The organism is Caballeronia sp. S22 (assembly GCF_964261745.1).
Lineage (GTDB): Bacteria > Pseudomonadota > Gammaproteobacteria > Burkholderiales > Burkholderiaceae > Caballeronia > Caballeronia jiangsuensis.
On record NZ_OZ180035.1, the window covers coordinates 1,090,135 to 1,113,316 of the forward strand.

At 63.5% G+C, this 23,182-nt stretch carries 19 protein-coding genes and 1 tRNA gene; 13 read left to right on the forward strand and 7 right to left on the reverse strand.

The genetic code is table 11. From position 1 onward, the window contains the following. Positions 1-29 precede the first annotated feature (29 nt). Positions 30-704 (reverse strand): peptidoglycan DD-metalloendopeptidase family protein, encoded by a 675-nt coding sequence (locus ACEN42_RS05180; RefSeq protein WP_371880801.1) that lies wholly within the window; start codon positions 702-704, stop codon positions 30-32. Between the two features lie 125 nt (positions 705-829). Further along, positions 830-1,732 carry an aldose epimerase gene (locus ACEN42_RS05185; protein ID WP_371880802.1) on the reverse strand — a complete coding sequence of 301 codons (903 nt, stop codon included), beginning with the start codon at positions 1,730-1,732 and terminating at the stop codon, positions 830-832. 553 nt (positions 1,733-2,285) lie between these two features. On the opposite strand from ACEN42_RS05185, the gene ACEN42_RS05190 reads away from it, so the two are divergent. The 3 genes from ACEN42_RS05190 to ACEN42_RS05200 all read left to right on the forward strand — a co-directional run bounded on the left by ACEN42_RS05190 (position 2,286) and on the right by ACEN42_RS05200 (position 4,055). Then, positions 2,286-3,116, forward strand: a complete 831-nt coding sequence (locus tag ACEN42_RS05190; RefSeq protein ID WP_187605749.1) for an undecaprenyl-diphosphate phosphatase — start codon at positions 2,286-2,288, stop codon at positions 3,114-3,116. Positions 3,117-3,211: 95 nt separating this feature from the next. Further along, positions 3,212-3,288 (forward strand) — tRNA-Arg (locus ACEN42_RS05195). Between the two features lie 311 nt (positions 3,289-3,599). Beyond that, a complete protein-coding gene (locus ACEN42_RS05200; RefSeq protein WP_187605748.1) occupies positions 3,600-4,055 on the forward strand; it encodes a response regulator in 456 nt (151 codons plus the stop codon). On the opposite strand, the gene ACEN42_RS05205 is transcribed toward ACEN42_RS05200, so the two are convergent. Further along, entirely contained in the window at positions 3,955-5,259 is a 1,305-nt protein-coding gene (locus tag ACEN42_RS05205; RefSeq protein ID WP_371880803.1) for a cyanate transporter, read from the reverse strand. The genes ACEN42_RS05200 and ACEN42_RS05205 overlap by 101 nt on opposite strands. A gap of 201 nt (positions 5,260-5,460) precedes the next feature. Here ACEN42_RS05205 and ACEN42_RS05210 point away from each other — a divergent pair, with 201 nt between their 5' ends. Next, positions 5,461-6,174: a GntR family transcriptional regulator gene (locus ACEN42_RS05210; protein ID WP_371880804.1), complete on the forward strand. Its 714-nt coding sequence runs from the start codon at positions 5,461-5,463 to the stop codon at positions 6,172-6,174. A 72-nt stretch (positions 6,175-6,246) separates the two neighbouring features. Here ACEN42_RS05210 and ACEN42_RS05215 read toward each other — a convergent pair whose 3' ends face one another. After that, positions 6,247-7,815, reverse strand: coding sequence for an acid phosphatase (locus ACEN42_RS05215; RefSeq protein ID WP_187605745.1), 1,569 nt, complete (start codon positions 7,813-7,815; stop codon positions 6,247-6,249). 247 nt (positions 7,816-8,062) lie between these two features. On the opposite strand from ACEN42_RS05215, the gene ACEN42_RS05220 reads away from it, so the two are divergent. The 4 genes from ACEN42_RS05220 (at position 8,063) to ACEN42_RS05235 (ending at position 11,705) form a co-directional block, all read left to right on the forward strand. Then, a complete protein-coding gene (locus tag ACEN42_RS05220) occupies positions 8,063-9,415 on the forward strand; it encodes a cytochrome-c peroxidase (protein ID WP_371880805.1) in 1,353 nt (450 codons plus the stop codon). Between the two features lie 146 nt (positions 9,416-9,561). Next, positions 9,562-9,960 carry an RT0821/Lpp0805 family surface protein gene (locus tag ACEN42_RS05225; RefSeq protein WP_238288596.1) on the forward strand — a complete coding sequence of 133 codons (399 nt, stop codon included), beginning with the start codon at positions 9,562-9,564 and terminating at the stop codon, positions 9,958-9,960. A gap of 19 nt (positions 9,961-9,979) precedes the next feature. Further along, positions 9,980-10,429 (forward strand): NUDIX hydrolase, encoded by a 450-nt coding sequence (locus ACEN42_RS05230; protein ID WP_187605742.1) that lies wholly within the window; start codon positions 9,980-9,982, stop codon positions 10,427-10,429. A 128-nt stretch (positions 10,430-10,557) separates the two neighbouring features. Beyond that, positions 10,558-11,705 (forward strand): IS3 family transposase gene (locus ACEN42_RS05235; protein ID WP_371880806.1). Its coding sequence is split into 2 segments (ribosomal slippage): positions 10,558-10,807 and positions 10,807-11,705, totalling 1,149 coding nucleotides; the frame shifts between segments, so codons are not numbered across the junction. A 666-nt stretch (positions 11,706-12,371) separates the two neighbouring features. Here the strand turns inward: ACEN42_RS05235 and ACEN42_RS05240 are convergent. Further along, positions 12,372-13,346 (reverse strand): transporter substrate-binding domain-containing protein, encoded by a 975-nt coding sequence (locus tag ACEN42_RS05240; protein WP_187605671.1) that lies wholly within the window; start codon positions 13,344-13,346, stop codon positions 12,372-12,374. Between the two features lie 90 nt (positions 13,347-13,436). Further along, the gene (locus tag ACEN42_RS05245) at positions 13,437-15,146 is read right to left on the reverse strand and encodes a glutamine--tRNA ligase/YqeY domain fusion protein (protein WP_371880807.1); all 1,710 of its coding nucleotides are present in this window, start codon (positions 15,144-15,146) and stop codon (positions 13,437-13,439) included. Between the two features lie 363 nt (positions 15,147-15,509). Between ACEN42_RS05245 and ACEN42_RS05250 the strand changes: the two genes are divergently transcribed. Beyond that, positions 15,510-15,722 (forward strand): hypothetical protein, encoded by a 213-nt coding sequence (locus ACEN42_RS05250; protein ID WP_035510797.1) that lies wholly within the window; start codon positions 15,510-15,512, stop codon positions 15,720-15,722. Between the two features lie 7 nt (positions 15,723-15,729). Here ACEN42_RS05250 and ACEN42_RS05255 read toward each other — a convergent pair whose 3' ends face one another. Then, a complete protein-coding gene (locus ACEN42_RS05255) occupies positions 15,730-16,950 on the reverse strand; it encodes a CaiB/BaiF CoA transferase family protein (protein ID WP_371880808.1) in 1,221 nt (406 codons plus the stop codon). Between the two features lie 213 nt (positions 16,951-17,163). Here ACEN42_RS05255 and alaS point away from each other — a divergent pair, with 213 nt between their 5' ends. The 4 genes from alaS (at position 17,164) to ACEN42_RS05275 (ending at position 23,144) form a co-directional block, all read left to right on the forward strand. Further along, positions 17,164-19,788, forward strand: a complete 2,625-nt coding sequence (gene alaS, locus ACEN42_RS05260; protein ID WP_371880809.1) for an alanine--tRNA ligase — start codon at positions 17,164-17,166, stop codon at positions 19,786-19,788. 730 nt (positions 19,789-20,518) lie between these two features. After that, positions 20,519-21,490, forward strand: a complete 972-nt coding sequence (locus ACEN42_RS05265) for an IS110 family transposase (protein ID WP_371880810.1) — start codon at positions 20,519-20,521, stop codon at positions 21,488-21,490. Positions 21,491-21,717: 227 nt separating this feature from the next. Next, the gene (locus tag ACEN42_RS05270) at positions 21,718-21,954 is read left to right on the forward strand and encodes a hypothetical protein (RefSeq protein ID WP_187605665.1); all 237 of its coding nucleotides are present in this window, start codon (positions 21,718-21,720) and stop codon (positions 21,952-21,954) included. A gap of 155 nt (positions 21,955-22,109) precedes the next feature. Continuing rightward, the gene (locus tag ACEN42_RS05275) at positions 22,110-23,144 is read left to right on the forward strand and encodes a low specificity L-threonine aldolase (protein ID WP_238294019.1); all 1,035 of its coding nucleotides are present in this window, start codon (positions 22,110-22,112) and stop codon (positions 23,142-23,144) included. The last annotated feature ends 38 nt before the right edge of the window (positions 23,145-23,182 follow it).

Here is a 23,182-nt window from a genome sequence, read left to right on the forward strand (position 1 = left end):
CAATCTTCCTCGTAACGTCCGCCGGGCCTTCAGCGCGGCGGTAGATAGCGCGCGGGATCCGTCGAGCGGCCCATGTAGCGCACTTCGAAATGCAGCATCGTGCGATCGCTGTCGGTATCGCCCATTTCGGCGATTTGCTGGCCCTGCTGCACTGTCTGGCCTTCCTTCACCAGCAGCACCCGATTGTGGGCGTAGGCGGTCAGATATTCATCGTCGTGCTTGATGATCAGCATGTTGCCGTAGCCGCGCAGCCCATTGCCCGCGTAGACGACATTGCCGGTCGCGGCGGCGATGACGGGCGTGCCCGCCGCATTGGCGATATCGATGCCCTTCGAGTTCTTGCCGTCGAAGCCGCGAATGATGTTGCCCTGCGCCGGCCACACGAGCGTCACGCCCGGTCCCGCCTTTGCCTGCGACGACGCTTGCGCGCTGCCGGCGGTTCCCGCAGCCGATGGCTCCGGCGCCGATGCGCTGCCCGCCGGCGGCGCGATGCGCAGCACCTGTCCGACCTCGATGGCGTCGGGATTCGTGAGCCCGTTCCAGCGCTTGAGGTTCGCCACCGACGTGCGATTCTCACGCGCGATCTTGGACACGGTGTCGCCGCGCTCGACGCGATAAAAGCCCGGCGCCACCGGTCCCGTTCCGCAAGCGGCCAACACTGCGATGAGCGATGCGCAGACGAGCCGTCGAATTCTTTTTTGCAAACCTGACCTCGTAAAGCACCGCCGCGAGAAGTGCGGGCACTGTCGCGCGGCGAGTCGAAAGGCAGGATTTTACCGTCTCGGGTTTCCCCGGACAGAAAGACGCCTCATGCCGGCCGTTTTTCGTCTCACTCGTCGCGCGTGACGACGAGCCTGAGCAATGCCGTCTCGGTCTTGCCCGGCGCGAGCCAGCGCAGGCCACGGCCGTTGTGAATGGCGTCGGGCAAGCCGATCCACGGCTCGACGCAATAGAAGTCCGACGTATCCGATTCGGTCCAGGTCGTCACCGCGTACCACGGCACCGAGTCCGGCTGCTGCAGTTCGAAGCCGATCGTGCGCTTCAATCCCGGCAGCTTGACCAGCATCGGTTCGTCGGATTGGCGCGTGAGGCAGTGAAACGTATCGACGATGCCCGGATCGGCGAGCGAATAGCGCGGCAGGCCCGGCTCGGCCTCGCTGATCGAGCCGTCCGCGAGTTGCCGGCGTCGCTCGGTGTGCGGCAGCTCGACGCTGCTTTCGGCGCGCTGGCCGTGCGGCAGATGAAAGTAGAAGTGATGCCCGGTGTAGTACGGCAGCGCGACCTCGCCCGGATTCGACGTCGTCAGCTCGACCTCTAGCGTATTGCCGTCGACGATGCGATACGCCGCCTCGAAGCGAAACGCGAACGGATAGCCGTCGCGGGTCGCGTCGCTGTCGACGAGCGTCATGCGCAGACCGTGGCCGTCGGCATCGCGCGTGCAGGAGAAGGGCAGGTTGCGCGCGAAGCCGTGAGTCGGCAGCGCATGCACGACGCCTTCCGGATCGCGCCATTTGCCGATTTCGCCATCGACGAAATGACGCCCGAGAAACGGAAAGAGCAGCGGATTGCCGCCGCGGATCTTGGCCGGATTGGACCAGTCGGGTGTGTCGGGCCAGTGAACGACCGGCTCGCCGCCGACGCGCCAGGTCATGAGCCGTCCGCCCACGTGCGGCGCGAGCTGGATGGCGGCGCCGTCGCGCTCGATTTCGATGACGTCAGTTTCCGGTGACATGATGGCAGGCGCTCCGTTGGATGGCGAGGCGCCGCGCACGGCGATCGGGCGCGGCTCGACCCCAAAGATTCTGCCTCGGAATTCCGTCCGGAAAAACCCTTTGCGGGAAATTGCGACTGACCAAGCCTCATTCGATATGTTGTTATATGCTCCGTGTGTTGGGAATCAGACGGACAAGGAGCAGTCATGGATCTGGCGATGGCAATGGGCGTCGCGATGTTCGCCCTCTTCGGCGCGAGCACGGCAATCTTCCTCTACAAGCTGACGATCTGACGGCGGAATCGCGGCTCGCCACGCCGCGCGCTTTCTTTCGTATTGCCTGTATTCTGTTTGCGATTGTTCTTCGTTTCCCCGACGATTGACTGTCGACGCATTTTGTGTGCGGTTTGCGCTTGGCGCGGGTTTTCACCAGCGGCATAATCGGTCCCGTTTGCGCGCCGTATCGACTTTTCCTTCCTGTTCCAATTTCCCTTTCGCCTCGTTCGGCTTCGCGTGATGCGAGGGATGGAACTGCACGGCGCGTCCTTCTTCCTCCTCAAAAAAGGACCGACGCGTGACTCTGTGGTTTCTCGTATTCCTGAGCGTGCTCCAGGGCGTGACCGAACTCTTTCCGGTCAGCAGTCTGGGCCACACCTTGCTCGTTCCCGGCCTGATCGGCATGCATATCGACAAGCATGCGCCGCAATTGCTGCCGTTTCTCGTCGCGTTGCACCTGGGCACGGCCGTCGCGCTGCTCTGGTATTTCCGCGTGCGCTGGATCGCGCTGATTCGCGGCTTCTTCGCGTCGCTCGGCGGCCGCAAGAACGACGACGGTCACATGATGTGGGCGCTCATCATCGGCACGATTCCGACGGGCATCGTCGGGCTGGTGCTCGAAAAACGGCTCGAAGTCATTTTTCACGATTTGCGGATCGTCGCGGCGGCGCTGATCGTCAATGGCGTGCTCCTGTGGCTGGGCGACCGTCTGCAGAAAAGCCGCGCGATGCGGGCGCCCGAGAAGCTCACGTTCAGGCAGGCGTTTCTGGTCGGCCTGGCGCAGATCGGCGCGCTGATTCCGGGTTTTTCGCGCAGCGGTCTGACGATGATCGCGGGCGTGGGCGCCGGGCTTACGGCCGAGGCGGCGGCGGAATTCTCGTTCCTGCTCGGCACGCCGATCATCTTCGCGGCGGGCGTGCTCGAATTGCCGAAGCTCTTCCACGCGCCGGGGCAACTGGCCGATTCGCTGCTGGGCGGCGTGCTGACGGGCATTGCGGCGTATCTCAGCGTGCGCTTCCTGATGCGCTACTTCGAAGGCCACGGCAAGCTCGCGTCGTTCGGCGTGTATTGCGTGATCGCGGGGATCTTCTTCTTCGGCTGGTTCATGATGCATCCGCAGCCGGTGTGATGAACTCGGGCCAAGCGGGGCGGCGAATGAGGTAAAATCGCGATCTCTTCTGATTCGCGCGGCGGCTTTCTGCGCTTGCCGCGCGCTCCGGTTCTCCGCCCTTAGCTCAGCTGGATAGAGCAACGGCCTTCTAAGCCGTAGGTCACACGTTCGAGTCGTGTAGGGCGGGCCAAATGGCCTGCGTCGAGCCCAGTCTTTGCGACTGGGCTTTTTGCTTTTGTGGCGTCCGTGCAGGCAGCCGACAACGTCAGCAGGCCTAATCGATTTGACGCATACCGCATTCCTGGCCCGCTTCCTGCCCATTCCTGAGTTGCGTGCGCGCGCCCGATCCCCGCGATCCCGCGCCCCGCAACGCATCGGAAAAATTAACCATCTCGTACAAGCGAGTGTTCCGCCCATCCACGGTGCGCCGATGCGTCATCGTGGCGCGCGATGCGCCATAACGGTGACAGCGACAGGCCCGATCGACGCCAGAGGAATGACTTGAACAAACGAGCATACGAATCCAGCCTCGCGCAATGCTCGCTATGGAACCGCAAGCAGTCGCGCCTGCAACCGGAGTCGCGGCGCGTGCTGCTCGCGTTGCCGGAGCGCGTGCTCGGCGCATCGCTCGCGTCCTTGTTCGAACTGAAGGGCTTTCCCGCGCAACTCGCGGTGGACGCGTCCTCGCTCAGGCAGATCGCCGGGGAATGGCGTCCGCATGTGCTTTTTCTCGATACGCGCGTCGGTGGCTGCGGCAATTACGCGCTGGTCCGCGCGCTACGCGAACTCGACGACGACGCGAATCGCCTCATCATCGCGATGAGCGGCTTTCTGCCGGAAGAGCCGATCGCGCATCTCAGGGAAGCGGGCTACGACGGGCATTGCCGCCGCCCGTGTCCCGTGTGGCAGATGACCGATCTGCTCGACGAGTTCTTCGCCTGTCACGCGGTGCGTTGAGCGCGCCGTCCTGCTGGCGCATCGCGCGAGCATAGCTGCGCGGGCCGAACACGACATTCAGCGCGATCATCGCGACGAGGCTCGCGGCCAGCATCATCCACGACATCGAGAAGCCGCCGCTCACATCGCGCACGACGCCCGCGACGACCGGCGCGATCGCCGCGATGACGAAGCCCACGCCCTGCACGAACGCGACGAGCCGCGCGGCCAGTGCGGGGTCGTCGGCGTGATCGAGCGTCAGCACGAGCGACAGTGCGAACACGCCGCCGAGTCCGCCGCCGAGCAACGCCACGACCGCGAGCGGCGCTGAAAGCGGCGCGACGAGCAGCAGGCCGAAGCCCGCCAGTTGCGCGACGAGGCCGAGTGCGATCCACGGACGACGATCCCGGCCGCGCCCGAAGCGAGCGGCGGCCATCGGCAGCAGCAATGCCGACGATGCCTGAAATACCGTGAGCATCGCAAGCAGCGCGCCGCTCTCGGTCACGCCGCGGCCGAGTTGCTGATAGTACGCGGGCATCCACGCGACGAGGCTCGTATAGCCGCCATTGACGAGCCCGAAGAAGATCCCGAGCGTCCACGCCCGGCGATTGAGAAAGAGCGACGGCGCGGGCTTCGCGGAACCCGCCGATGAAGCGCGAGGCAACGCGTCCGCGCGCATCAGGAGCATCCACACCGCCAGCGCGATCAGCGCGGGCAACGCCCAGAACGCGAGCCCCGCCTGCCACGACACGCGCGATGCGACCGCCGGCGTGATGCTCGCGCCGAGTCCGCCGCCCGCCATGATCGATGCGGAGTAGAGGCCCATCGCGAACGGCAGGCGCGCGGCGAAGCGCGTCTTCATGACGCCGGGCAGGAGCGCCTGAATGACCGCGACGCCCGTGCCCGCGATCGCCGCGCTCGCGATGAGCGCAGCCGCGTTCCCGGCGAAGAAACGTCCCGCGCAGGCGGCGACGATCGCGATAAGCCCGATCGCCACGCCGCGCGCCTGGCCGACGGAACGCGCAAGCGCGCTCGCGCCGAACGCGCACACGCCCATCGCGACGACAGGCAGGCCGGTCAGCATCGACGCGCCGCGAAACGACAATCCCGTCGCGTGCAGAATCACGCCCATCAGCGGGCTGATCGAAGTGAGCAGCGGCCGAAGGTTCAGGCCGATCGCGACGATCACCGCGAGCCACGCGAGGTTCGATGCACGCGGGTTCATCGCGCGAACTCGAACGATCGTGCGCCGACGATCCAGGTCGATGGTTTCATGTGATGGAATCCTCCGGTGATTCATGCGATTTGGTTGACCATTTTATCAGTTTTTGGTCAACCAAAAATACGCTGAACCTGATAGACCGAATTCACGCCAGCGCGTCTGCACTCGATACAATGCGATTCAACGCAAGCACGACCAGGCATCATGGCATCACGCAAGGACACATCATCCAACGAAGCCGCGGCCGCGACGCCGCCCGACGAACGCGTGTACGCGGCGATCACTTCCGCGCTTTTGCACGGCAAGCTCGCGCCCGGCGCGCAGCTAGTCGAGCGCGAGCTCGCCGCCGCGTTCGACTGCACGCGCGGCACGATCCGAAAGGTGCTGGCGAGGCTCGGCGCCGAAGGCAAGCTCACGCAGGAAGCGAATCGCGGCGCGTTCGTGCCGTCGCCGACGCCCGCCGATATCCGCGAGGTGTATCGCGCTCGGCAGGTCGTGGAGGCGGGCATCGTCGCGTCGCTGTGCGGCACGCTGAGCGCGACGGCGAAACGTGCGCTGCGCGCCCACGTCAAGGCCGAGCAGCGCGCGGTGAAGGCGGGGAGCGTGGAGGAGTGCGTGCGGCTCGCGGGCCATTTCCATCTGCTGCTCGCGGAGCTGGCGGGCGCGCCGGACGTACAGGCGTTTCTCGCGAAGCTCGTCGCGAAGACCGAACTCTACAAGGCGCTTTTCGATCCGTCGAAGTTGTCGAACTGTTCATCGGACGAACACGGAAGGCTCGTCGATGCCCTGGAGGACGGCGATCTCGCTGCCGCGCTCACCGCGATGCGCACGCATATCGACGAACTGGAAGCGCGCGTGCTGGCGCAGGCGAGCGGCGTGCGCACCAACGATCTGGCGTCGCTCTTCGCGGGCGCGTGAGCATCGGCGCAAAAAAACGGGCCGCGGCGTAAAAGCCGCGGCCCGTCTCGTTACAGCGTCGACAGATATCGCTTATTGCGAGAAGTCGAGCGCGTTGGTCAGATCGCCCATCGCCTTGCCGCCGTTCGCGACGAGTGCGTCGTCACGCGATTTCAGGCCCGGCAATTCCGGCAGGCTGTAGCGCTTGGTGATGAAGCGCAGGATCGACGTCGTGTCGTATTGCGTGTGATCGACGAAGCCTTTCTTCGCGTACGGCGAGATGATGAGCGCCGGAATACGCGTGCCCGGACCCCAGCGGTCGCCCTTGGGCGGCGCGACGTGATCCCAGAAGCCGCCGTTTTCGTCGTAGGTCACGACGACGACCATGTTCTTCCACTGCGGACTCTTCTGCAGATGGGAGATCAGATCGGCGATGTGCTGGTCGCCCTGCGCGACGTCCGTATAACCGGCGTGCTCGTTCAGGTTGCCCTGCGGCTTGTAGAACGCGACTTGCGGCAGCGTGCCCGCATCGATCGCCTTGATGAACTCCGAACCGTTCGTGCCGCCGTCGAGCAGATGCTGCGCGCGCGCCGCCGTGCCCGGTGCGAGATCGGCGAAGTAGTTGAACGGCTGATGGTGCGTCTGGAAATCAGGCACCACATTGACCGCGCCGTTGATGACCGAACGGTCCGCCAGCGCCGCCGCCCACGAGCCGCCGTACCATGCCCAGCTCACGCCGGCCGTGTTCAGCAGATCGCCGATGTGCTGCTGCGTTTGCGGGGGCAGGGTCGTCGGCTGGGTCGGGTCCGCGAGGTTCGCATCGCCGCCGGTGACCGGCTTGTTGCCGCTCGGCTGATACGGCGGCTGCATCGTGTTGACGGCGTAGAAGTCGGGCGTGAGCGTGCCCGAGTTCACGAACTGCGCGTCGGCCGAGCCGGTCATCGCGGAGGGCGGAGGATTCGTCTTCGTCTTGAGCGACACGCCATCCGGATTCACCGCGGAAATCGATCCCTTGGCGACGCTCGTGTCCGCGTTCGGATAGACCGGCGTACATGCGCAGATGAGCCACTGGTGGTTCAGGAACGAACCGCCGAACGCGCTCATGAAGAAGTTGTCCGCGAGCGTGTATTGCTGCGCGATCTTGTAGAGCGGCAGCTTGTCCGGCGGCGTGTCGTAGTGACCCATCACGAGACCGCCCGAGTCGCCCCAGGCGGCGAACTTGTCGTTCTTGCCGCCGTCGATCTGCATCTGGTTCTCGTAGAAGCGGTGATACAGATCGCGCGTCGTGACGTTGAGCTGCGTGTTGAAACCGTTGGGATCGTCGATCGCGAACGGCGTGTTCGGCAGGTTCGCCGTCATCGCTTCCGAGATCGCGGGCGTCACGCCCTTCGCCGTCAGGCCGGTCCAGATCTTCGGCAATGTCGCGAGCACGGTGCCGTCGCGATCGAGCTGCTGCGAGTTCGCCGCAGTCACGTTCTGCAGACCGTTCGCGCCGGGGAAGTGCCCGTACAGATTGTCGAAGCTGCGGTTTTCCGCGTAAATCACGACGACGTTCTTCACCGAAGAAATATCGCTGGTCTGATGATCGTCGCCGCCGCATGCGTAGAGGCCGAATGCGAGCGCCGCCGCGAGCGGCACCGCGCAAACGAGTTTCTTGTTCATTGAGATTCTCTCTTGTGTTGGGGACCGGCGCGTGGCGCGGGCGTCGTCGTCGGAAAGCCTTTACCCGCCGGCGAGCGCAGTGTCGCAATGCAAATTGACGCCGCCATGTAATAAGGCTTTCGTTTGCGTAATGTTCGCTTAATAAATTTCGCCCGGCGGACCTGGAATGACAGCCTCGCGGCTTGTCACATGAAAGACACGCGCACGACATACGCTTCGGCATCTTTCAATTCCGATCCTCACGTCCATGTCTTCGATGCGTTTGCCGTCCGTCTTTGTTGGTCTCGCGTTCGTCGCGTTATCGGTGGCGATGAGCGGCTGCGATTCCCATGCAGCGGACCAGGGCGCGAGCGGGCAGAAGCAGGCCGCGACGAGCATCGCGGCCAACCCGGCGCCGCATGGCCAGTCGCGCGCGGAAGTGTTCGCGCATGTGAAGCAGATGACGTCGCTCGGTGAGAAGCTGTTCTTCGATCCGTCGCTGTCCGGGTCGGGCAAGCTCGCATGCGCGTCGTGCCATAGCCCGAGCCATGCGTTCGGGCCGCCGAACGCGCTATCCGTGCAACTGGGCGGCAACGACATGCATCGGGCGGGATTCCGCGCGGTGCCGTCGCTCAAGTATCTGCAGTCGGTGCCGGCGTTCACGCGCCATTTCCACGATTCCGACGACGAAGGCGACGAGAGCGTCGATGCCGGCCCGACCGGCGGCCTCACATGGGACGGCCGCGTCGACCATGGCTCGGACCAGGCGCGCATTCCGCTCTTGTCGTCGTTCGAAATGGGCAGCACGCCCGCCAGGGTGACGGCCGCGGTGAAGGCATCGCCCTATGCCGACGACTTCCGCAAGGCGTTCGGCGCCAATGTGTTCGATAGCGACGACAAGGTGTTCGCCGCGGTACTGCAATCGCTCGAAGCGTTCGAGCAGACGCCCGAGAAGTTCTATCCGTACACGAGCAAGTACGATGCGTTCCTCGCGGGCCGCGCGAAGCTCAACGACGCCGAGATGCACGGCCTCCAGCTCTTCAACGACGAGAACAAGGGCAACTGCGCGTCGTGCCACATCAGCCAGCGCGCGAAGGACGGTTCGCCGCCGCAGTTCAGCGACTTCGGGCTGATCGCGATCGGCGTGCCGCGCAATCGTGCGCTGCCGGTCAACAGAAACCCGAATTTCCACGATCTCGGCGCATGCGGCCCCGAGCGCCGCGATCTGACGGGTCAGGACAAGTATTGCGGCATCTTCCGCACGCCCACGCTGCGCAATGTCGCGCTGCGCAAGACCTTCTTCCACAACGGCATCTATCACAATCTCGAAGACGTGGTGCGCTTCTACGTCGAGCGCGATACGAACCCGGAGAAGTTCTACCCGGTGTCGAAGAAGGGCGTCGTCCAGAAGTTCGACGATTTGCCGAAGCGCTACTGGGAGAACATCAACACCGAGGCGCCGTTCGATCGCAAGAAGGGCGACAAGCCCGCGCTCGACGAAGCCGAGATCAGGGACGTCGTCGCGTTCCTCGATACGCTCACAGACGGCTACGATCCGGCGAAGGACAAGAACGCGCAGAAGGGCATCGGCATCAACGAAATGAAGTCCGTGTCCAACTAGCGCACGCCCGTGCGGCGCGGCGGCCGAACGCGCCGCGTCATGCTATCCTCCTTGCGACCCGCCCGCATGGGCCGAGTTGATGAATCGCCGTTGCCGCTCTGGTCACATTTGCAGACGGCATGCTCATCCGCAACGAGGACACTTCAATGCCGATCACACATCGAACGCTCGCTCGCGCTTCTTTCCTGACACTTGCGGCAGGCGCGCTCGTTGCCGCGAGCACGGCCGCGTCGGCCGCGAATCTCGGATTCCTGAACAACACGCCGATCACCTACATGAAGCAGCGCGACCTGCAGGCGCTCAACGACGCCGCGCAGATCGCGCTCAATACCAAGAAGGACGGTGAATCGCTCGACTGGGACAACAAGGGCACGGGCAATACGGTTCCGATCAACGGCACCGTGACGCCGCAGGAAACCTTCGATTCCGGTGGGCTCAAGTGCCGCAAGGTCACGCTTGTCGCGCACGCGAAAGGGCAGACGCAGACCTGGATGCCGGTCGCCTGCAAGGGGAGCGACGGCAAGTGGAAACTCAAGAAGCAGTGATGAACGGGGAACGGTGTCGATGAGCGCCCGCACCGTATCGTGCGGCGTCGTCATCCTGAACGGGCAGGGCGACGTGCTGCTGTGCCACGCGACCGAAACCACGCACTGGGACGTGCCCAAGGGCGCCGCCGATCCCGGCGAGAGCCCGCGCGAGGCGGCGTTGCGCGAGCTCGTCGAGGAGACGGGTATTGTGTTGCCCGCCGGGCGGCTTAAGGATCTCGGGCGCTTCGTCTATCGTCGTGACAAGGATCTGCATCTCTTCGCCGTGCGCGTGGGCGAGGATGAAGTGCAGATCGAGAATTGCGTGTGTGAATCGTACTTTCCGCGCTATAGCGATGGGACGATGATTCCTGAGATGGATGCGTATCGCTGGGTCAGCCCGGCGGACGTCGATACGTTTGCGAGCCGCAGCCTCGCGAGGTTGTTTCAGACGACGTTATCGCTTGTTGAGTTGCATGAGATGCTTTAGGGGTTTTTTGTGGAATCCTGATTTCTTTTTGGTCTATTAGCGTTGCCCCTGTGCGGGGCGGCAGTGTAGTGGTCTAGCAATCTTGGACACTTCGAAAGGTAGACTTTGATCGACCAGCGAGGTGTCAAATGGGCAGAAGAGAATTTTCAGAGGAATTCAAGCGCGAGGCAGTGGCGCTTGTACTGGAGCAGGGCTATACGGTGACGAAGGCGGCGAAGGCGCTGGGCATTGGAGGGACGGCGTTGCGGCGCTGGATCGGCAATCGCCGGCCGGTTGCGGGTGCACCGGTGAGCGCAGCCGAGGGCGGCAGCGCTGAACAGCGAAGGGTTCGAGCACTTGAGAAACGAGTGGCGGAGCTCGAACGGGAGCGCGACATTCTAAAAAAATCCACGGCCTTCTTTGTCAAGGAACTGGACCGCGATTCGAAGTGATCCGGCAGGCAGAGAAGGCATATCCGACAGCGACGCTGTGTCGTGTAGTCGGCGTGGCGCGCAGCAGTTACTACGCATGGAAGGCACGGCAGGGCAAGGCACGTCCGGTACGTACGGGGCTGGTGCGCGAGGTGCAGGCGATTCATGCGCAGATGCGGCAAAGCTATGGCAGTCGGCGCATATCGCAGGAAATGAAGCGTCGGGGCCATGCGGTGGGACGCGAGCGTGCGCGTCGCCTCATGCGCGAAGGCGGTGTGCAGGCGCGGGTACGTCGCACGCATCGTTATGTGAAGCGCACGCAAGCATCGGCGATTGCGCAAAACCGGCTCGATCGGGCATTCACCGTGACGGTTCCAAACCGGTTCTGGGCGGGCGACGTGACGTATATCTGGACGCAGCAGGGCTGGATGTATCTGGCTGTGGTGATCGATCTGTATTCCCGGCGTGTAGTCGGCTGGGCGACCTCGGGTTCCTGTGACACGTTCTTGGTGATTGGCGCGTTACAGGTCGCACTTCAAACGCGGCGTACCGAACCGGGATTGATGTTCCACTCGGACCAAGGAAGCAACTATGCGAGTTTGACGTTCCAGCAGTTTCTTAAGGAGCACGAGATCGTGCAGAGCATGAGCCGCAGAGGAAACTGTTGGGACAACGCCGTCGTCGAGCGCTTCTTCTGTACGCTCAAAGGAGAATGCATCGGCGAGCACGCATACCGTGATCACGCCGAGGCTCGCGCCGATGTGCTGACTTACATCTTGATGTACTACAACCAGGAACGCTTGCACTCGGCCGCGCGTCACATGCCGCCGGCCGAGTTCGAGGATTTAAAGGTGGAAACTGCGTAATCGGTGTCCAAGAATACTGAACCACTACACCGTCACTTTCTTTGCTGCTGCAAAGAAAGTAACCAAAGAAACAGCTCTCCCCAGCCTAAGCACTTCACACCGGCCGCGGCACAGGCGATTGGCTGAATGGCCCGGCAGTAGCGAGTGCCCCCACAAAACTCGCCGGGCTTGGACCGCGCACGGTCCGCCGCTCCAAATGTTTAAGCGCGCTGGTTCAGCACCAAATAGCTTCGGCACAGCGCTACGCGCTGCCGCTGGGTATGCGAGGGAAACCGTCGAAGAAGAAGCGCGCGCAGACCCGATTGACCGGTCGGCCGCGAAGCGGGCCGGAGCCATTTCGTGCTGAACCAGTCAGTGAAGCGGTGCGATGTGTCAGACCGTGCGCGAGCCAAGCCCGGTTGGGCCTTTGAGGGCGACACTTAGGCGAGGGCCACCGCGGGCTGGCAAGCATGGCCAACGTGCGTGTGACCGCGGGCGGTGAGAAGCTGTTTCTTTGGTTACTTTCTTTGCAGCAGCAAAGAAAGTAACTGCCGCCCCGCACAGGGGCAGTGCTAATAGACCGACGCGCTAACGGGATCCGGCGAAAACCCAACTCAGTCACGAACCCGGGATCCGGCGAAAACCCAACTCAGTCACGCACACAGGATCCGGGCGAAAAAACCCAACTCAATCAACCGTACGGTCATTAGGATTGGCAAACAACGCCTTCATCTCCGGCGACATCGGGAATTCCAGATTCATGCCATCCGGCGGAATCGGCCGCATGAACCAGGTGTCGTAGAGCTTCGCAGCTTCGCCGGAACGCTGCATATTGGCGATCACATCATCCACGATGCGCTTGAACACCGGATCGCCCTTTCTCATCATGCAGCCATACGCCTCGTTCGCCAGCGATGCGCCCGTCACCGTATATTCGTTGCGCGCGGCGCCTTCCTGGGCGATCTTGCCGTAGAGAAGTGGATCGTCCATCACGAACGCCACCGCGCGATCCGACTTCAGCGCGGCGAATGCTTCAGCATGATCGCGCGCGCTGATGATGCGCAGATTCAGCTTCTTGTCGATGCTCATCTGCCGCAACATGCGCTCATCCGATGTGCCCGCCGTCGTCGCCACCGTCTTGTTCGCGAGGTCCGCGTAATCGCGGATGCCCGACTTCTTCTTCACGGCCATGCGGATGCCGTACTGAAAGAAGCTGTTCGAAAACGCGACGAGCGGATCGCGGTCGGCCACATGCGCGGTCGAGCCGCATTCCAGATCGACCTGATTGTTCACGACATACGAGATGCGGTTCGCCGACGTGACCTGCACGTTCTTCACCGCGAGATTCGGCAATTTGAGGCGCTTCTTGATTTCGTCGACGACTTTCAGCGCGATGTCGTACGAGTAGCCGACCGGCTGCTGCTTCACCGTGTACGAGAACGGCACCGACGACTCGCGTGTGCCGAGCACGATCGCGCCGTTCTCCACGATCTTGCGCAGCGTCGCGGAAGGCGGCATCTGATCGACGGTGGCCTGCGCCGTGGTGAGTTCGGCAGCGGTGGCGCCATGCGCGCCGGCGGATGCGAGCACGAGCCACGAGGCGAGGGCGGCACTTCGTTGCGCCCAGGTGCGATGCGGCGCGAAGGCATGCGGCAGCTTCATGGATGTCCTCGTTAGAAGCGGCGTGCGGTGAGTCCGGCGAGATTCACCGAGTGCGCCGCGTGGCTGCGCGGCGCCTTTGTTACGTCGATATCAGGCCGGTTTGCCCCAGCTGTCGCGCAGGCTCACGATGCGGTTGAACACCGGCTTGCCCGGCTGCGAATCCACACGGTCCGCGACGAAATAGCCGTGCCGCTCGAACTGGACGCGGTCTTCGGCGTTCGCATCGCGCGCGCTCGGCTCGAGATAGGCGTTCACGACGCGCTTCGAATCCGGGTTGAGCGCATCGAGGAATTCCGCGCCGCCCGCACCGGGCTGCGGTTCCTTGAAGAGACGGTCATAGAGGCGCACTTCGGCCGCATACGCGGTGGCCGCGCTGACCCAGTGGATCGTGCCCTTCACCTTGTAGTTGTTCGCGCCTTCCGTGCCCGACCGGCTGTCCGGGAAGTAATTGCAATGGACGGCGATCACGTTGCCGTTCTCGTCCTTGTCCGCGCCCGTGCATTCCACGACGAAGCCGTATTTCAGGCGCACCTTGTTGCCCGGGAACAGGCGGAAATAGCCCTTCGGCGGCGTTTCCTGAAAGTCCTCGCGCTCGATCCACAACTCGCGCGAGAACGGGAACGTGCGCACGCCGCGATCCGGATGATGCGGATGCACCGGCGCGCTGCACGACTCGCTCTGTCCTTCCGGATAGTTGTCGATGATGAGCTTAAGCGGATCGAGCACGCCGATCGCGCGCGGCGCTTTCTCGTCGAGATCGTCGCGCAGTGCGCCTTCGAGCACGCTCATGTCGATCCACGAATCGACCTTGGTGACGCCCACGCGCTCGACCATCAAGCGGATGCTTTCCGGCGTGAAGCCGCGCCGGCGCACACCGACGATGGTCGGCATGCGCGGATCGTCCCAGCCGTCGACGTGATTGTCCTGCACGAGCTGGAGCAACTTGCGCTTGCTCGTGATCGCGTACGTGAGGTTCAGGCGCGAGAACTCGATCTGCTGCGGCAGCGGACGTTGAAACACGCCGTCGTCCGCGAGTTGCGCGAGGAACCAGTCATAGAGCGGCCGATGATCCTCGAATTCCAGCGTGCAGAGCGAGTGCGTGATGTTCTCGATCGCGTCCGACACGCAGTGCGCGTAGTCGTACATCGGGTAGATGCACCACGTGTCGCCCGTGCGGTAATGATGCGCGAAGCGGATCCGATAGATCACCGGATCGCGCATGTTGAAGTTCGGCGACGCCATGTCGATCTTCGCGCGCAGCACGTGCTCGCCTTCCTTGAACTCGCCCGCCTTCATGCGGCGGAAGAGGTCGAGGTTCTCTTCGGGCGTGCGGTCGCGATACGGTGAATTGATGCCCGCTTCGGTGGCCGAGCCGCGCGTCGCGCGCATCTCTTCGGCGGTCTGACTGTCGACGTACGCCTGGCCCTTGGCGATGAGCATCTCGGCGAACTCGTACAGCTTGTCGTAGTAGTCGCTCGCGAAGTATTTGTGCTCCGCGCCGTCCTTGTTCCAGTCGAAGCCGAGCCATTTCACGGCGTCGATGATCGAATCGACGTATTCGACGCTTTCCTTCTCGGGGTTCGTGTCGTCGAAGCGCAGATGGCACACGCCGCCGTACGCCGCGGCGAGACCGAAGTTCACGCAGATGCTCTTCGCATGGCCGATGTGCAGATAGCCGTTCGGCTCGGGCGGAAAGCGCGTCTCGACCCGCTGCGCCCATTTGCCGGAGCGGTTGTCGTCTTCGATGATGTTGCGAATGAAATTGGATGGCGCCGGAGCGTCGTTGCGATCGGTGTTCATGCGAAAGAGAGTGCCAGCGGATGCGCTCGCGCGCGTGAAACGGTTCGGGAAGCGTTCCTTGCGGCCAGCCGGCCAGAAACGCGTACGAATGCCTTGAATATTGGGTCGATTCTACCTTACGCAACCATCGAGGGCAGGCCGCGACGGCGTTCGTCGCGCGATTCGCACAGTCGCCTCCTTTTGTCCTTTTGCGAGTTCCGTTACACAGTGTGCGCGCGATAACGCGCTTCGTAACCGCCGTAACGGGACGTAAATCGCGTTGAAAGGCACGGGTGCGCGATTCTAAGATCGGCTCGCCTGCATCGATCGCGGGCATGCACGAAAAGCACGACACATCACAACGATAAAACAAGGAAGCCCATCATGAAGAAGATCGCCCTCACGACACTCAGGTTCGCCGCCGCCGCCGCGCTCGTATCGAGCCTCGCGGCCTGCGCGAACGTGTCCCGCCAGCAGGCGCACGCCGGAGTCGGCGCGGCCGCGGGCGGCGCGCTCGGCTATCTGGTCACGGGCGGGCCGATCGGCACTGTCGCGGGCGCGGCGGCGGGCGGTCTGATCGGCGCCGGCGTTCGCTGATCTCCGCTCAGATTGCCTTCGACGCCCGCAACTGCGCGATTTTGGCCTCGTCGTAACCGAGCACGTCGGCGAGTACGCTCGTCGTGTGCTCGCCCAATAGCGGCGGATGCGTGCGCGCTTCGGGCGGCGTCGCGCTCATCTTGATCGGACTCGCGACGACCTTCACCGTGCCGGCCGTCGGATGCGGCAAATCGATCTGCATCTTGCGCGCGAGCACCTGCGGATCTTCGAACACTTCGCCCAGATCGTTGATCGGACCGCACGGCACGCCCGCGGCTTCGAGTTCCGCGATCCATTCGTGCTTGCCCTTCAGCCGCACTATGTCCGCGAGAATCGGCACGAGGATGTCGCGGTTGCGCACGCGCGACGGATTCGCCGCGAAACGCGGATCGTCGGCCAGATCCGCACGACCGCCCACGTCGACGAACTTGCGGAACTGCCCGTCATTGCCCACGGCGACGATGATCCAGCCATCGCTCGTCTGGAAGGTCTGATACGGCACGATGTTCGGATGCGCATTGCCCCAGCGCACCGGCGGCGTGCCGCTCGCGAGAAAGTTGGTGTTCATGTTGGCGAGCATGGCGACCTGTACGTCGAGCAGCGCCATGTCGATGTATTGGCCTTCGCCCGTGCGGTCGCGGTGCGCGAGCGCGGTGAGCACGCCGATGGTCGCGTACATGCCGGTCATCAGGTCCGCGATCGCCACGCCGGCCTTTTGCGGACCGCCGCCGGGCTGGCCGTCGCGCTCGCCCGTGATGCTCATGAACCCGCCGATGCCCTGCACGATGAAGTCGTAGCCCGCGCGCTGCGCATACGGCCCGGTCTGTCCGAAACCCGTGACCGAGCAATAGACGAGGTCCGGCTTCACGGCCTTCAGCGATTCGTAGTCGAGCCCGTACTTCTTCAGTTGCCCGGCCTTGTAGTTCTCCAGCACGACATCGCTTTGCGCGGCCAGCTCGCGGACGATCCGCTGGCCTTCCGGCGTGGCGATATCCACCGTTACGGAACGCTTGTTGCGGTTCGCGGCGAGATAGTACGCGGCCTCGTGCGTGTCCTCGCCGCCGGGCGTCTTCAGGTAGGGCGGGCCCCAGTGGCGCGTGTCGTCGCCGGTTTCGGGCCGCTCGATCTTGATGACGTCCGCGCCGAAATCGGCGAGGGTCTGCGCGCACCACGGTCCCGCCAGCACGCGGGTCAGGTCCAGCACGCGGATATGGCTCAAGGCTCCCATTCGATGGTTCGCTCGCTCAAATTGTCTCCGGACTGCGAATGTCGCACAGAACGGTCGCGCGCGCGAGACCGGGCATACCGCGCGGACACGCCGCGCGCCCGGCTGCGTGCGGCGAATCCCGTATAATCGACAATCACCCTTGCCGCGCCGGCAACGCTCGAAGCGAGCCGCCCGCGAGCGCCATCAAAGAACCGAAGACACGCCCCGTACGCTATGAAAGCCGCCGAAATACGCGAGAAATTCCTGAAGTTTTTCGAATCGAAGGGCCATACGATCGTGCGTTCGTCGAGCCTCGTGCCCGGCAACGACCCGACGCTGCTCTTCACCAACTCGGGCATGGTCCAGTTCAAGGACGTGTTCCTGGGCAGCGAATCGCGTCCGTACTCGCGCGCGACCACCGCGCAGCGCAGCGTGCGCGCGGGCGGCAAGCACAACGATCTGGAGAACGTCGGCTACACCGCTCGCCATCACACGTTCTTCGAGATGCTCGGCAACTTCTCGTTCGGCGATTACTTCAAGCGCGACGCGATCCACTATTGCTGGGAACTGCTGACCAAGGTCTACAACCTGCCGGCGGAAAAGCTCACGGTGACCGTCTACCAGGAAGACGACGAAGCCTTCGACATCTGGGCGAAGGAAATCGGCGTGCCGGTCGAGCGCATCATCCGCATCGGCGACAACAAGGGCGCGCGTTACGCATCGGACAACTTCTGGCAGATGGCCGACACCGGCCCGTGCGGTCCGTGCTCCGAAGTGTTCTACGATCACGGCCCGGAAATCTGGGGTGGCCCGCCGGGGTCTCCTGAAGAAGACGGCGACCGTTTCATCGAGATCTGGAATCTCGTGTTCATGCAGTTCAACCGCGACGCCCAGGGCAACATGACGCCGCTGCCCAAGCAGTGCGTCGATACGGGCATGGGCCTCGAACGGCTCGCCGCCGTGCTGCAGCACGTGCACAGCAACTACGAAATCGATCTGTTCCAGACGCTCATCAAGGCCGCGAGCCGCGAGACGAACACCGAAGATCTGGAAAACAACTCGCTGAAGGTGATCGCGGACCACATCCGCGCGTGCTCGTTCCTTATCGTCGATGGCGTGATTCCCGGCAACGAAGGCCGCGGCTACGTGCTGCGCCGTATCGTGCGCCGCGCGATCCGTCACGGCTACAAGCTCGGCAAGAAGGGCGCGTTCTTCCACAGGCTCGTGACCGATCTCGTCGCGGAAATGGGCGCGGCGTACCCGGAACTGAAGGAAGCGCAGCAGCGCGTGACCGACGTGCTGCGTCAGGAAGAAGAGCGCTTTTTCGAGACCATCGAGCACGGCATGTCGATTCTCGAAGGCGAACTCGCGGATCTGGAAAAGAAGGGCGTCAAGCAACTGGACGGCGAACTGGCGTTCAAGCTGCACGACACCTACGGCTTTCCGCTCGACCTGACCGCCGACGTGTGCCGCGAGCGCGGCGTGACCGTCGACGAACCCGCATTCGACGACGCGATGGCGCGTCAGCGCGATCAGGCCCGCGCGGCGGGCAAGTTCAAGATCGCGGCGGGGCTCGAATACGCGGGCGCGAAGTCCACGTTCCACGGCTACGAAAAGGAAATCTTCGACGACGCGAAGATTCTCGCGCTGTATGTCGAAGGCGCATCGGTGAATGAGGCGAAGGACGGCCAGCAGGCCGTCGTCGTGCTCGATCACACGCCGTTCTATGCGGAATCGGGCGGCCAGGTGGGCGATCAGGGCGTGCTCGCGAACGCGAACGTGCGCTTCGCCGTCGCGGATACCTTGAAAGTGCAGGCCGATGTCGTCGGTCATCACGGCACGGTCGAGCAGGGCACGCTCAAGGTCGGCGATGTCGTGAAGGCTGAAATCGACGCCATTCGCCGCGCTCGCACCGCGCGCAACCACTCGGCCACGCACCTGATGCACAAGGCGCTGCGCGACGTGCTCGGCGGCCACGTGCAGCAGAAGGGCTCGCTCGTCGATGCCGACAAGACGCGCTTCGACTTCGCGCACAACGCGCCGATGACGGACGACGAAATCCGCCGCGTCGAGCAGATCGTGAACAACGAGATCATCGCGAACGCGCCGGGTGTCGTGCGCGTGATGCCGTACGACGACGCGGTGAAGGGCGGCGCGATGGCGCTCTTCGGCGAAAAGTACGGCGACACGGTACGCGTGCTCGATCTCGGCTTCTCGCGCGAACTTTGCGGCGGCACGCACGTGCAGCGCACGGGCGACATCGGCTTCTTCAAGATCGTGATGGAAGGCGGCGTCGCGGCGGGCATTCGCCGCGTCGAGGCGATCACTGGCGACAATGCAGTGCGCTACGTGCAGGAGCTCGATTCCCGCATCAACGCGGCGGCGGGCGTGCTGAAGGCGCAGCCTTCCGAACTCACGCAGCGTATTTCGCAGGTGCAGGAGCATGTGAAGTCGCTGGAGAAGGAGCTCGGCGCGCTGAAGTCGAAGCTCGCAGCCAGCCAGGGCGATGAACTCGTGTCGCAGGCCGTCGATGTGTCCGGCGTGCGCGTGCTCGCCGCGCAGCTCGAAGGCGCGGACGTGAAGACGCTGCGCGAAACCGTCGACAAGCTGAAGGACAAGCTCAAGAGCGCGGCGATCGTGCTCGCGTCGGTGGAGGGCGGAAAGGTCAGCCTGATCGCGGGCGTGACGGCGGATGCGTCGAAGAAGGTGAAGGCGGGTGAACTCGTCAATTTCGTCGCGCAGCAGGTTGGCGGGAAGGGCGGCGGTCGTCCGGATATGGCGCAGGCGGGGGGCACGGAGCCGGCTAATCTGCCGGCCGCGCTCGCCGGCGTGACTGGTTGGGTGCAGCAGCAGCTCTAGAGCGGATGTTCATTCGGCGGATGTCTGTCAAGTTCGCCGGATCCCGGTTTCTTGTCGGTCTATTGGCACTGCCCCTCCCCGGGGCGGGGGTCACTTTCTTTGCTGCTGCAAAGAAAGTAACCAAAGAAAGCAGCTCGTTCAGGCCCGCGGTCACACGCAGTTTGGCCATGCTTGCCAGCCCGCGGTGGCACTCGCCTAAGTGTCGTCCTCACAGGCCCAATCGGGCTTGGCTCGCGCACGGTCTGCCACATCGCTCCGCTTGCGTTATTGGTTCAGCACCAAATGGCTCCGGCCCGCTTCGCGGCCGACGGGTCAATCGGGTTTGCGTGTGCTTCTTCTCCGATGGTTTCCTTTGCATACCCAACGGCAGCGCGTAGCGCTGTGCCGAAGCTATTTGGTGCTGAACCAGCACGCCAAAACATTTGGTGCGGCAGACCGTGCGCGAGCCAAGCCCGAATGGGCCTGTGAGGGTGACACTTAGGCGAGTGCCACTTCCGGCTGGCAAGCATGGCCAACGTGCGTGTGACCGCGGGCGGTGAGAAGCTGCTTTCTTTGGTTACTTGTATATTGATTCCAGGTGGGCGGAAACTGATCTCCTCCGCTCACCCGAAGCGGTAGCCCGTTTGTGTTACATGGGCTCGCAGCCCGAAAGAAAGCTGGTGGCGCCGCTTCTTCTTACCGCTTTGAACCCGGACAGTTGACTGAGCCTCGAGCTCGTATCTTTACAAGTATGGGTGCTGTGGTGAACCAAATTCCTTCCGCCTTCGCTTCGCCCTTGTTCGTCGGTATCGATGTCAGCGGACCCTTCCTCGACATCGCCTATCACGGATCCGCCGAAACCTTTCGTCTACCCAATGCGCCTGAAGGCTTCGCCGAACTGATCAACCGATTGTTGCCTCTCAAGCCGGAACTCATCGTCCTCGAAGCCACCGGCAAGCTCGAACGCGCCGTCCTTCAAGCCCTCTGCCAAGCCGGTCTGCCCGCCGTCGCGGTCAACTCCACGTGGGTGCGCGAGTTCGCCAGATCCGCCGGACAACTGGCCAAGACCGATCGCATCGATGCGCGCGTCATCGCTCGCTACGGGGCCGTCATGCAACCCGAAGTCCGACCCCTGACCGATGAGCAGACCCAGCAGCTGCAGGCCCTTATCCTGCGCCGCACACAACTCATCGAGATGCTCACCGCCGAGCAAAACCGTCGCAAGCGCGCTCATAAATCGGCCCTGCCCAGCATCGATGAATTCATCCAGTTCATCACGCAACGCATCAAGGACGCCGATCGCGACATCGACTCCTTCCTCCACACCAACGAACTCTGGCGCAAAAACGAAGCCCTGCTGCGCTCCACTCCGGGTATCGGCAAAACAACCGCCGCGACGCTCATCGCCTTCCTGCCTGAATTGGGCTCCCTCAACAACCGACAGATCGCCTCGCTCGTCGGCCTTGCCCCATTCAACTCCGACAGTGGCACACACCGCGGCGAACGCCATACCAAGGGCGGGCGTCACTTCGTGCGCCGCGCCCTTTACATGGCCTGCGTCGCCGCGCAACGAGCCAATCCCTATCTCAAGGCGTTCTGCGATCAGCTACGCGCCAGAGGCAAAAAAACCAAGGTCGCCTTCGTCGCAGGCATGCGAAAACTCCTCACGCAGCTCAACGCCATGATGCGCGATGGCACGGCCTGGAATCCCCCAAAACCTTGATTCTTTGCTCACTACCGCTTGACTCTCAATACAGTTGCTTTCTTTGCAGCAGCAAAGAAAGTGACCCCCGCCCCGGGGAGGGGCAACACTAATAGACCAAAAAGAACCCGGGATCCGGCGACAACCCAAGCAACCCGCCCCTCCGAACCGCACCGTCAACTTACAGCCTGTCAGGCACATCACATGCAACGCTCCCATCACGTTCAACGAGAAGAGGGAGAAGCACCATGAGTCGCAAAATCGCATTGATCGCACTGACATCCGCCATGCTCGCCGCCACCGGGGCGGCACAAGCGAAGGGCTGCGTCGAAGGCGCGGCGGTCGGCGGCGTGGCGGGACACGTCGCGGGCAAGCACGGCACGGCGGGCGCGGTCGGTGGCTGCGCGATCGGCCATCACGAAGCCAGCAAGAAGGACAAGAAGGCGCAGCAAGCCAACGCGGCGAGCGGGACCGACGCCAAGTAAGACGGCAAACAAGCATCGCCCGGATCGGCGCCACGGCGCGCGCCGATCCGAGCCGCTAGAATGGCCGGACTGCCGGCCGCGCGACGCCACCCGTTGCGCGCGCCTCGTTCCGACAAGGCCATCACAGCGATCCCATGACAGCGTCCACGGACCCGATCCAGCACTTCGCCTCCGACAATTACGCAGGCATCTGCCCCGAAGCGCTGCAGGCGCTCATCAATTCCAACACGAGCGGCCACGAACCCGCCTACGGCGACGATTCGTGGACCACGCAAGTCTGCGACCGCATCCGCGATCTCTTCCAGACCGATTGCGAAGTCTTCTTCGTATTCAACGGCACCGCGGCGAATTCGCTCGCGCTCGCTTCGCTGTGTCAGTCGTATCACTCGGTGATCTGCCACGAGCTCGCGCATATCGAAACCGATGAATGCGGCGGCCCCGAGTTCTTCTCGGGCGGCTCGAAGCTGCTCACCGCACGCGGCGAGAACGGCAAGCTCACGCCCGATGCAATCGAGGAACTCGTCACGAAACGCGCGGACATCCACTATCCGAAGCCGAAGGTCGTCGCGCTCACGCAGGCGACGGAAGTCGGTACCGTGTACACGGTCGAGGAAATCCGCGCGATCGCCGCGATCGCCAAGCGCCGTCATCTGAAAGTGCACATGGACGGCGCGCGTTTCGCCAACGCGGTCGCGACGCTCGGCGTGCATCCGTCGGAGATCACGTGGCGCGCGGGTGTCGACGTGTTGTGCTTCGGCGGCACGAAGAACGGTTTGCCGGTGGGCGAAGCGGTCGTGTTCTTCGACAAGGCGCTCGCCGCCGATTTCGCGTATCGCCTCAAGCAGGCGGGACAACTCGCATCGAAGATGCGCTTCATCTCCGCACCGTGGCTCGGCCTGCTCGATGACGACGTGTGGCTGCGCAACGCGCGTCATGCGAATGCGATGGCGCAACTGATGGCCGAGCGCCTCGTCGAGATTCCCGGCGTGAGCCTGCTCTTCAAGCCCGAATCGAACGCGGTGTTCGCGGAACTGCCGACGCACGTCGCCGCCGCGCTGCGTGCGAAGGGCTGGCGCTTCTATCAGTTCATCGGTTCCGGCGGCTGCCGCCTGATGTGCGCATGGGACACGCAGCGCGAAACCGTCGAACGCTTCGTCGATGACGTGCGCACGCTGGCCGCGTCGACCTAACCCCGATTGACACGCGCGTCGCAGCGCTCCAACATGCC

Coding starts and splice junctions, on each gene's coding strand:
- ACEN42_RS05225 (WP_238288596.1), top strand. CDS start 9,562: ATGCCGATCACACATCGAACGCTCGCTCGCGCTTCTTTCCTGACACTT.
- ACEN42_RS05265 (WP_371880810.1), top strand. CDS start 20,519: ATGGGTGCTGTGGTGAACCAAATTCCTTCCGCCTTCGCTTCGCCCTTG.
- ACEN42_RS05210 (WP_371880804.1), top strand. CDS start 5,461: ATGGCATCACGCAAGGACACATCATCCAACGAAGCCGCGGCCGCGACG.
- ACEN42_RS05215 (WP_187605745.1), bottom strand. CDS start 7,815: ATGAACAAGAAACTCGTTTGCGCGGTGCCGCTCGCGGCGGCGCTCGCA.
- ACEN42_RS05185 (WP_371880802.1), bottom strand. CDS start 1,732: ATGTCACCGGAAACTGACGTCATCGAAATCGAGCGCGACGGCGCCGCC.
- alaS (WP_371880809.1), top strand. CDS start 17,164: ATGAAAGCCGCCGAAATACGCGAGAAATTCCTGAAGTTTTTCGAATCG.
- ACEN42_RS05220 (WP_371880805.1), top strand. CDS start 8,063: ATGTCTTCGATGCGTTTGCCGTCCGTCTTTGTTGGTCTCGCGTTCGTC.
- ACEN42_RS05255 (WP_371880808.1), bottom strand. CDS start 16,950: ATGGGAGCCTTGAGCCATATCCGCGTGCTGGACCTGACCCGCGTGCTG.
- ACEN42_RS05270 (WP_187605665.1), top strand. CDS start 21,718: ATGAGTCGCAAAATCGCATTGATCGCACTGACATCCGCCATGCTCGCC.
- ACEN42_RS05205 (WP_371880803.1), bottom strand. CDS start 5,259: ATGAACCCGCGTGCATCGAACCTCGCGTGGCTCGCGGTGATCGTCGCG.
- ACEN42_RS05240 (WP_187605671.1), bottom strand. CDS start 13,346: ATGAAGCTGCCGCATGCCTTCGCGCCGCATCGCACCTGGGCGCAACGA.
- ACEN42_RS05245 (WP_371880807.1), bottom strand. CDS start 15,146: ATGAACACCGATCGCAACGACGCTCCGGCGCCATCCAATTTCATTCGC.
- ACEN42_RS05230 (WP_187605742.1), top strand. CDS start 9,980: ATGAGCGCCCGCACCGTATCGTGCGGCGTCGTCATCCTGAACGGGCAG.
- ACEN42_RS05250 (WP_035510797.1), top strand. CDS start 15,510: ATGAAGAAGATCGCCCTCACGACACTCAGGTTCGCCGCCGCCGCCGCG.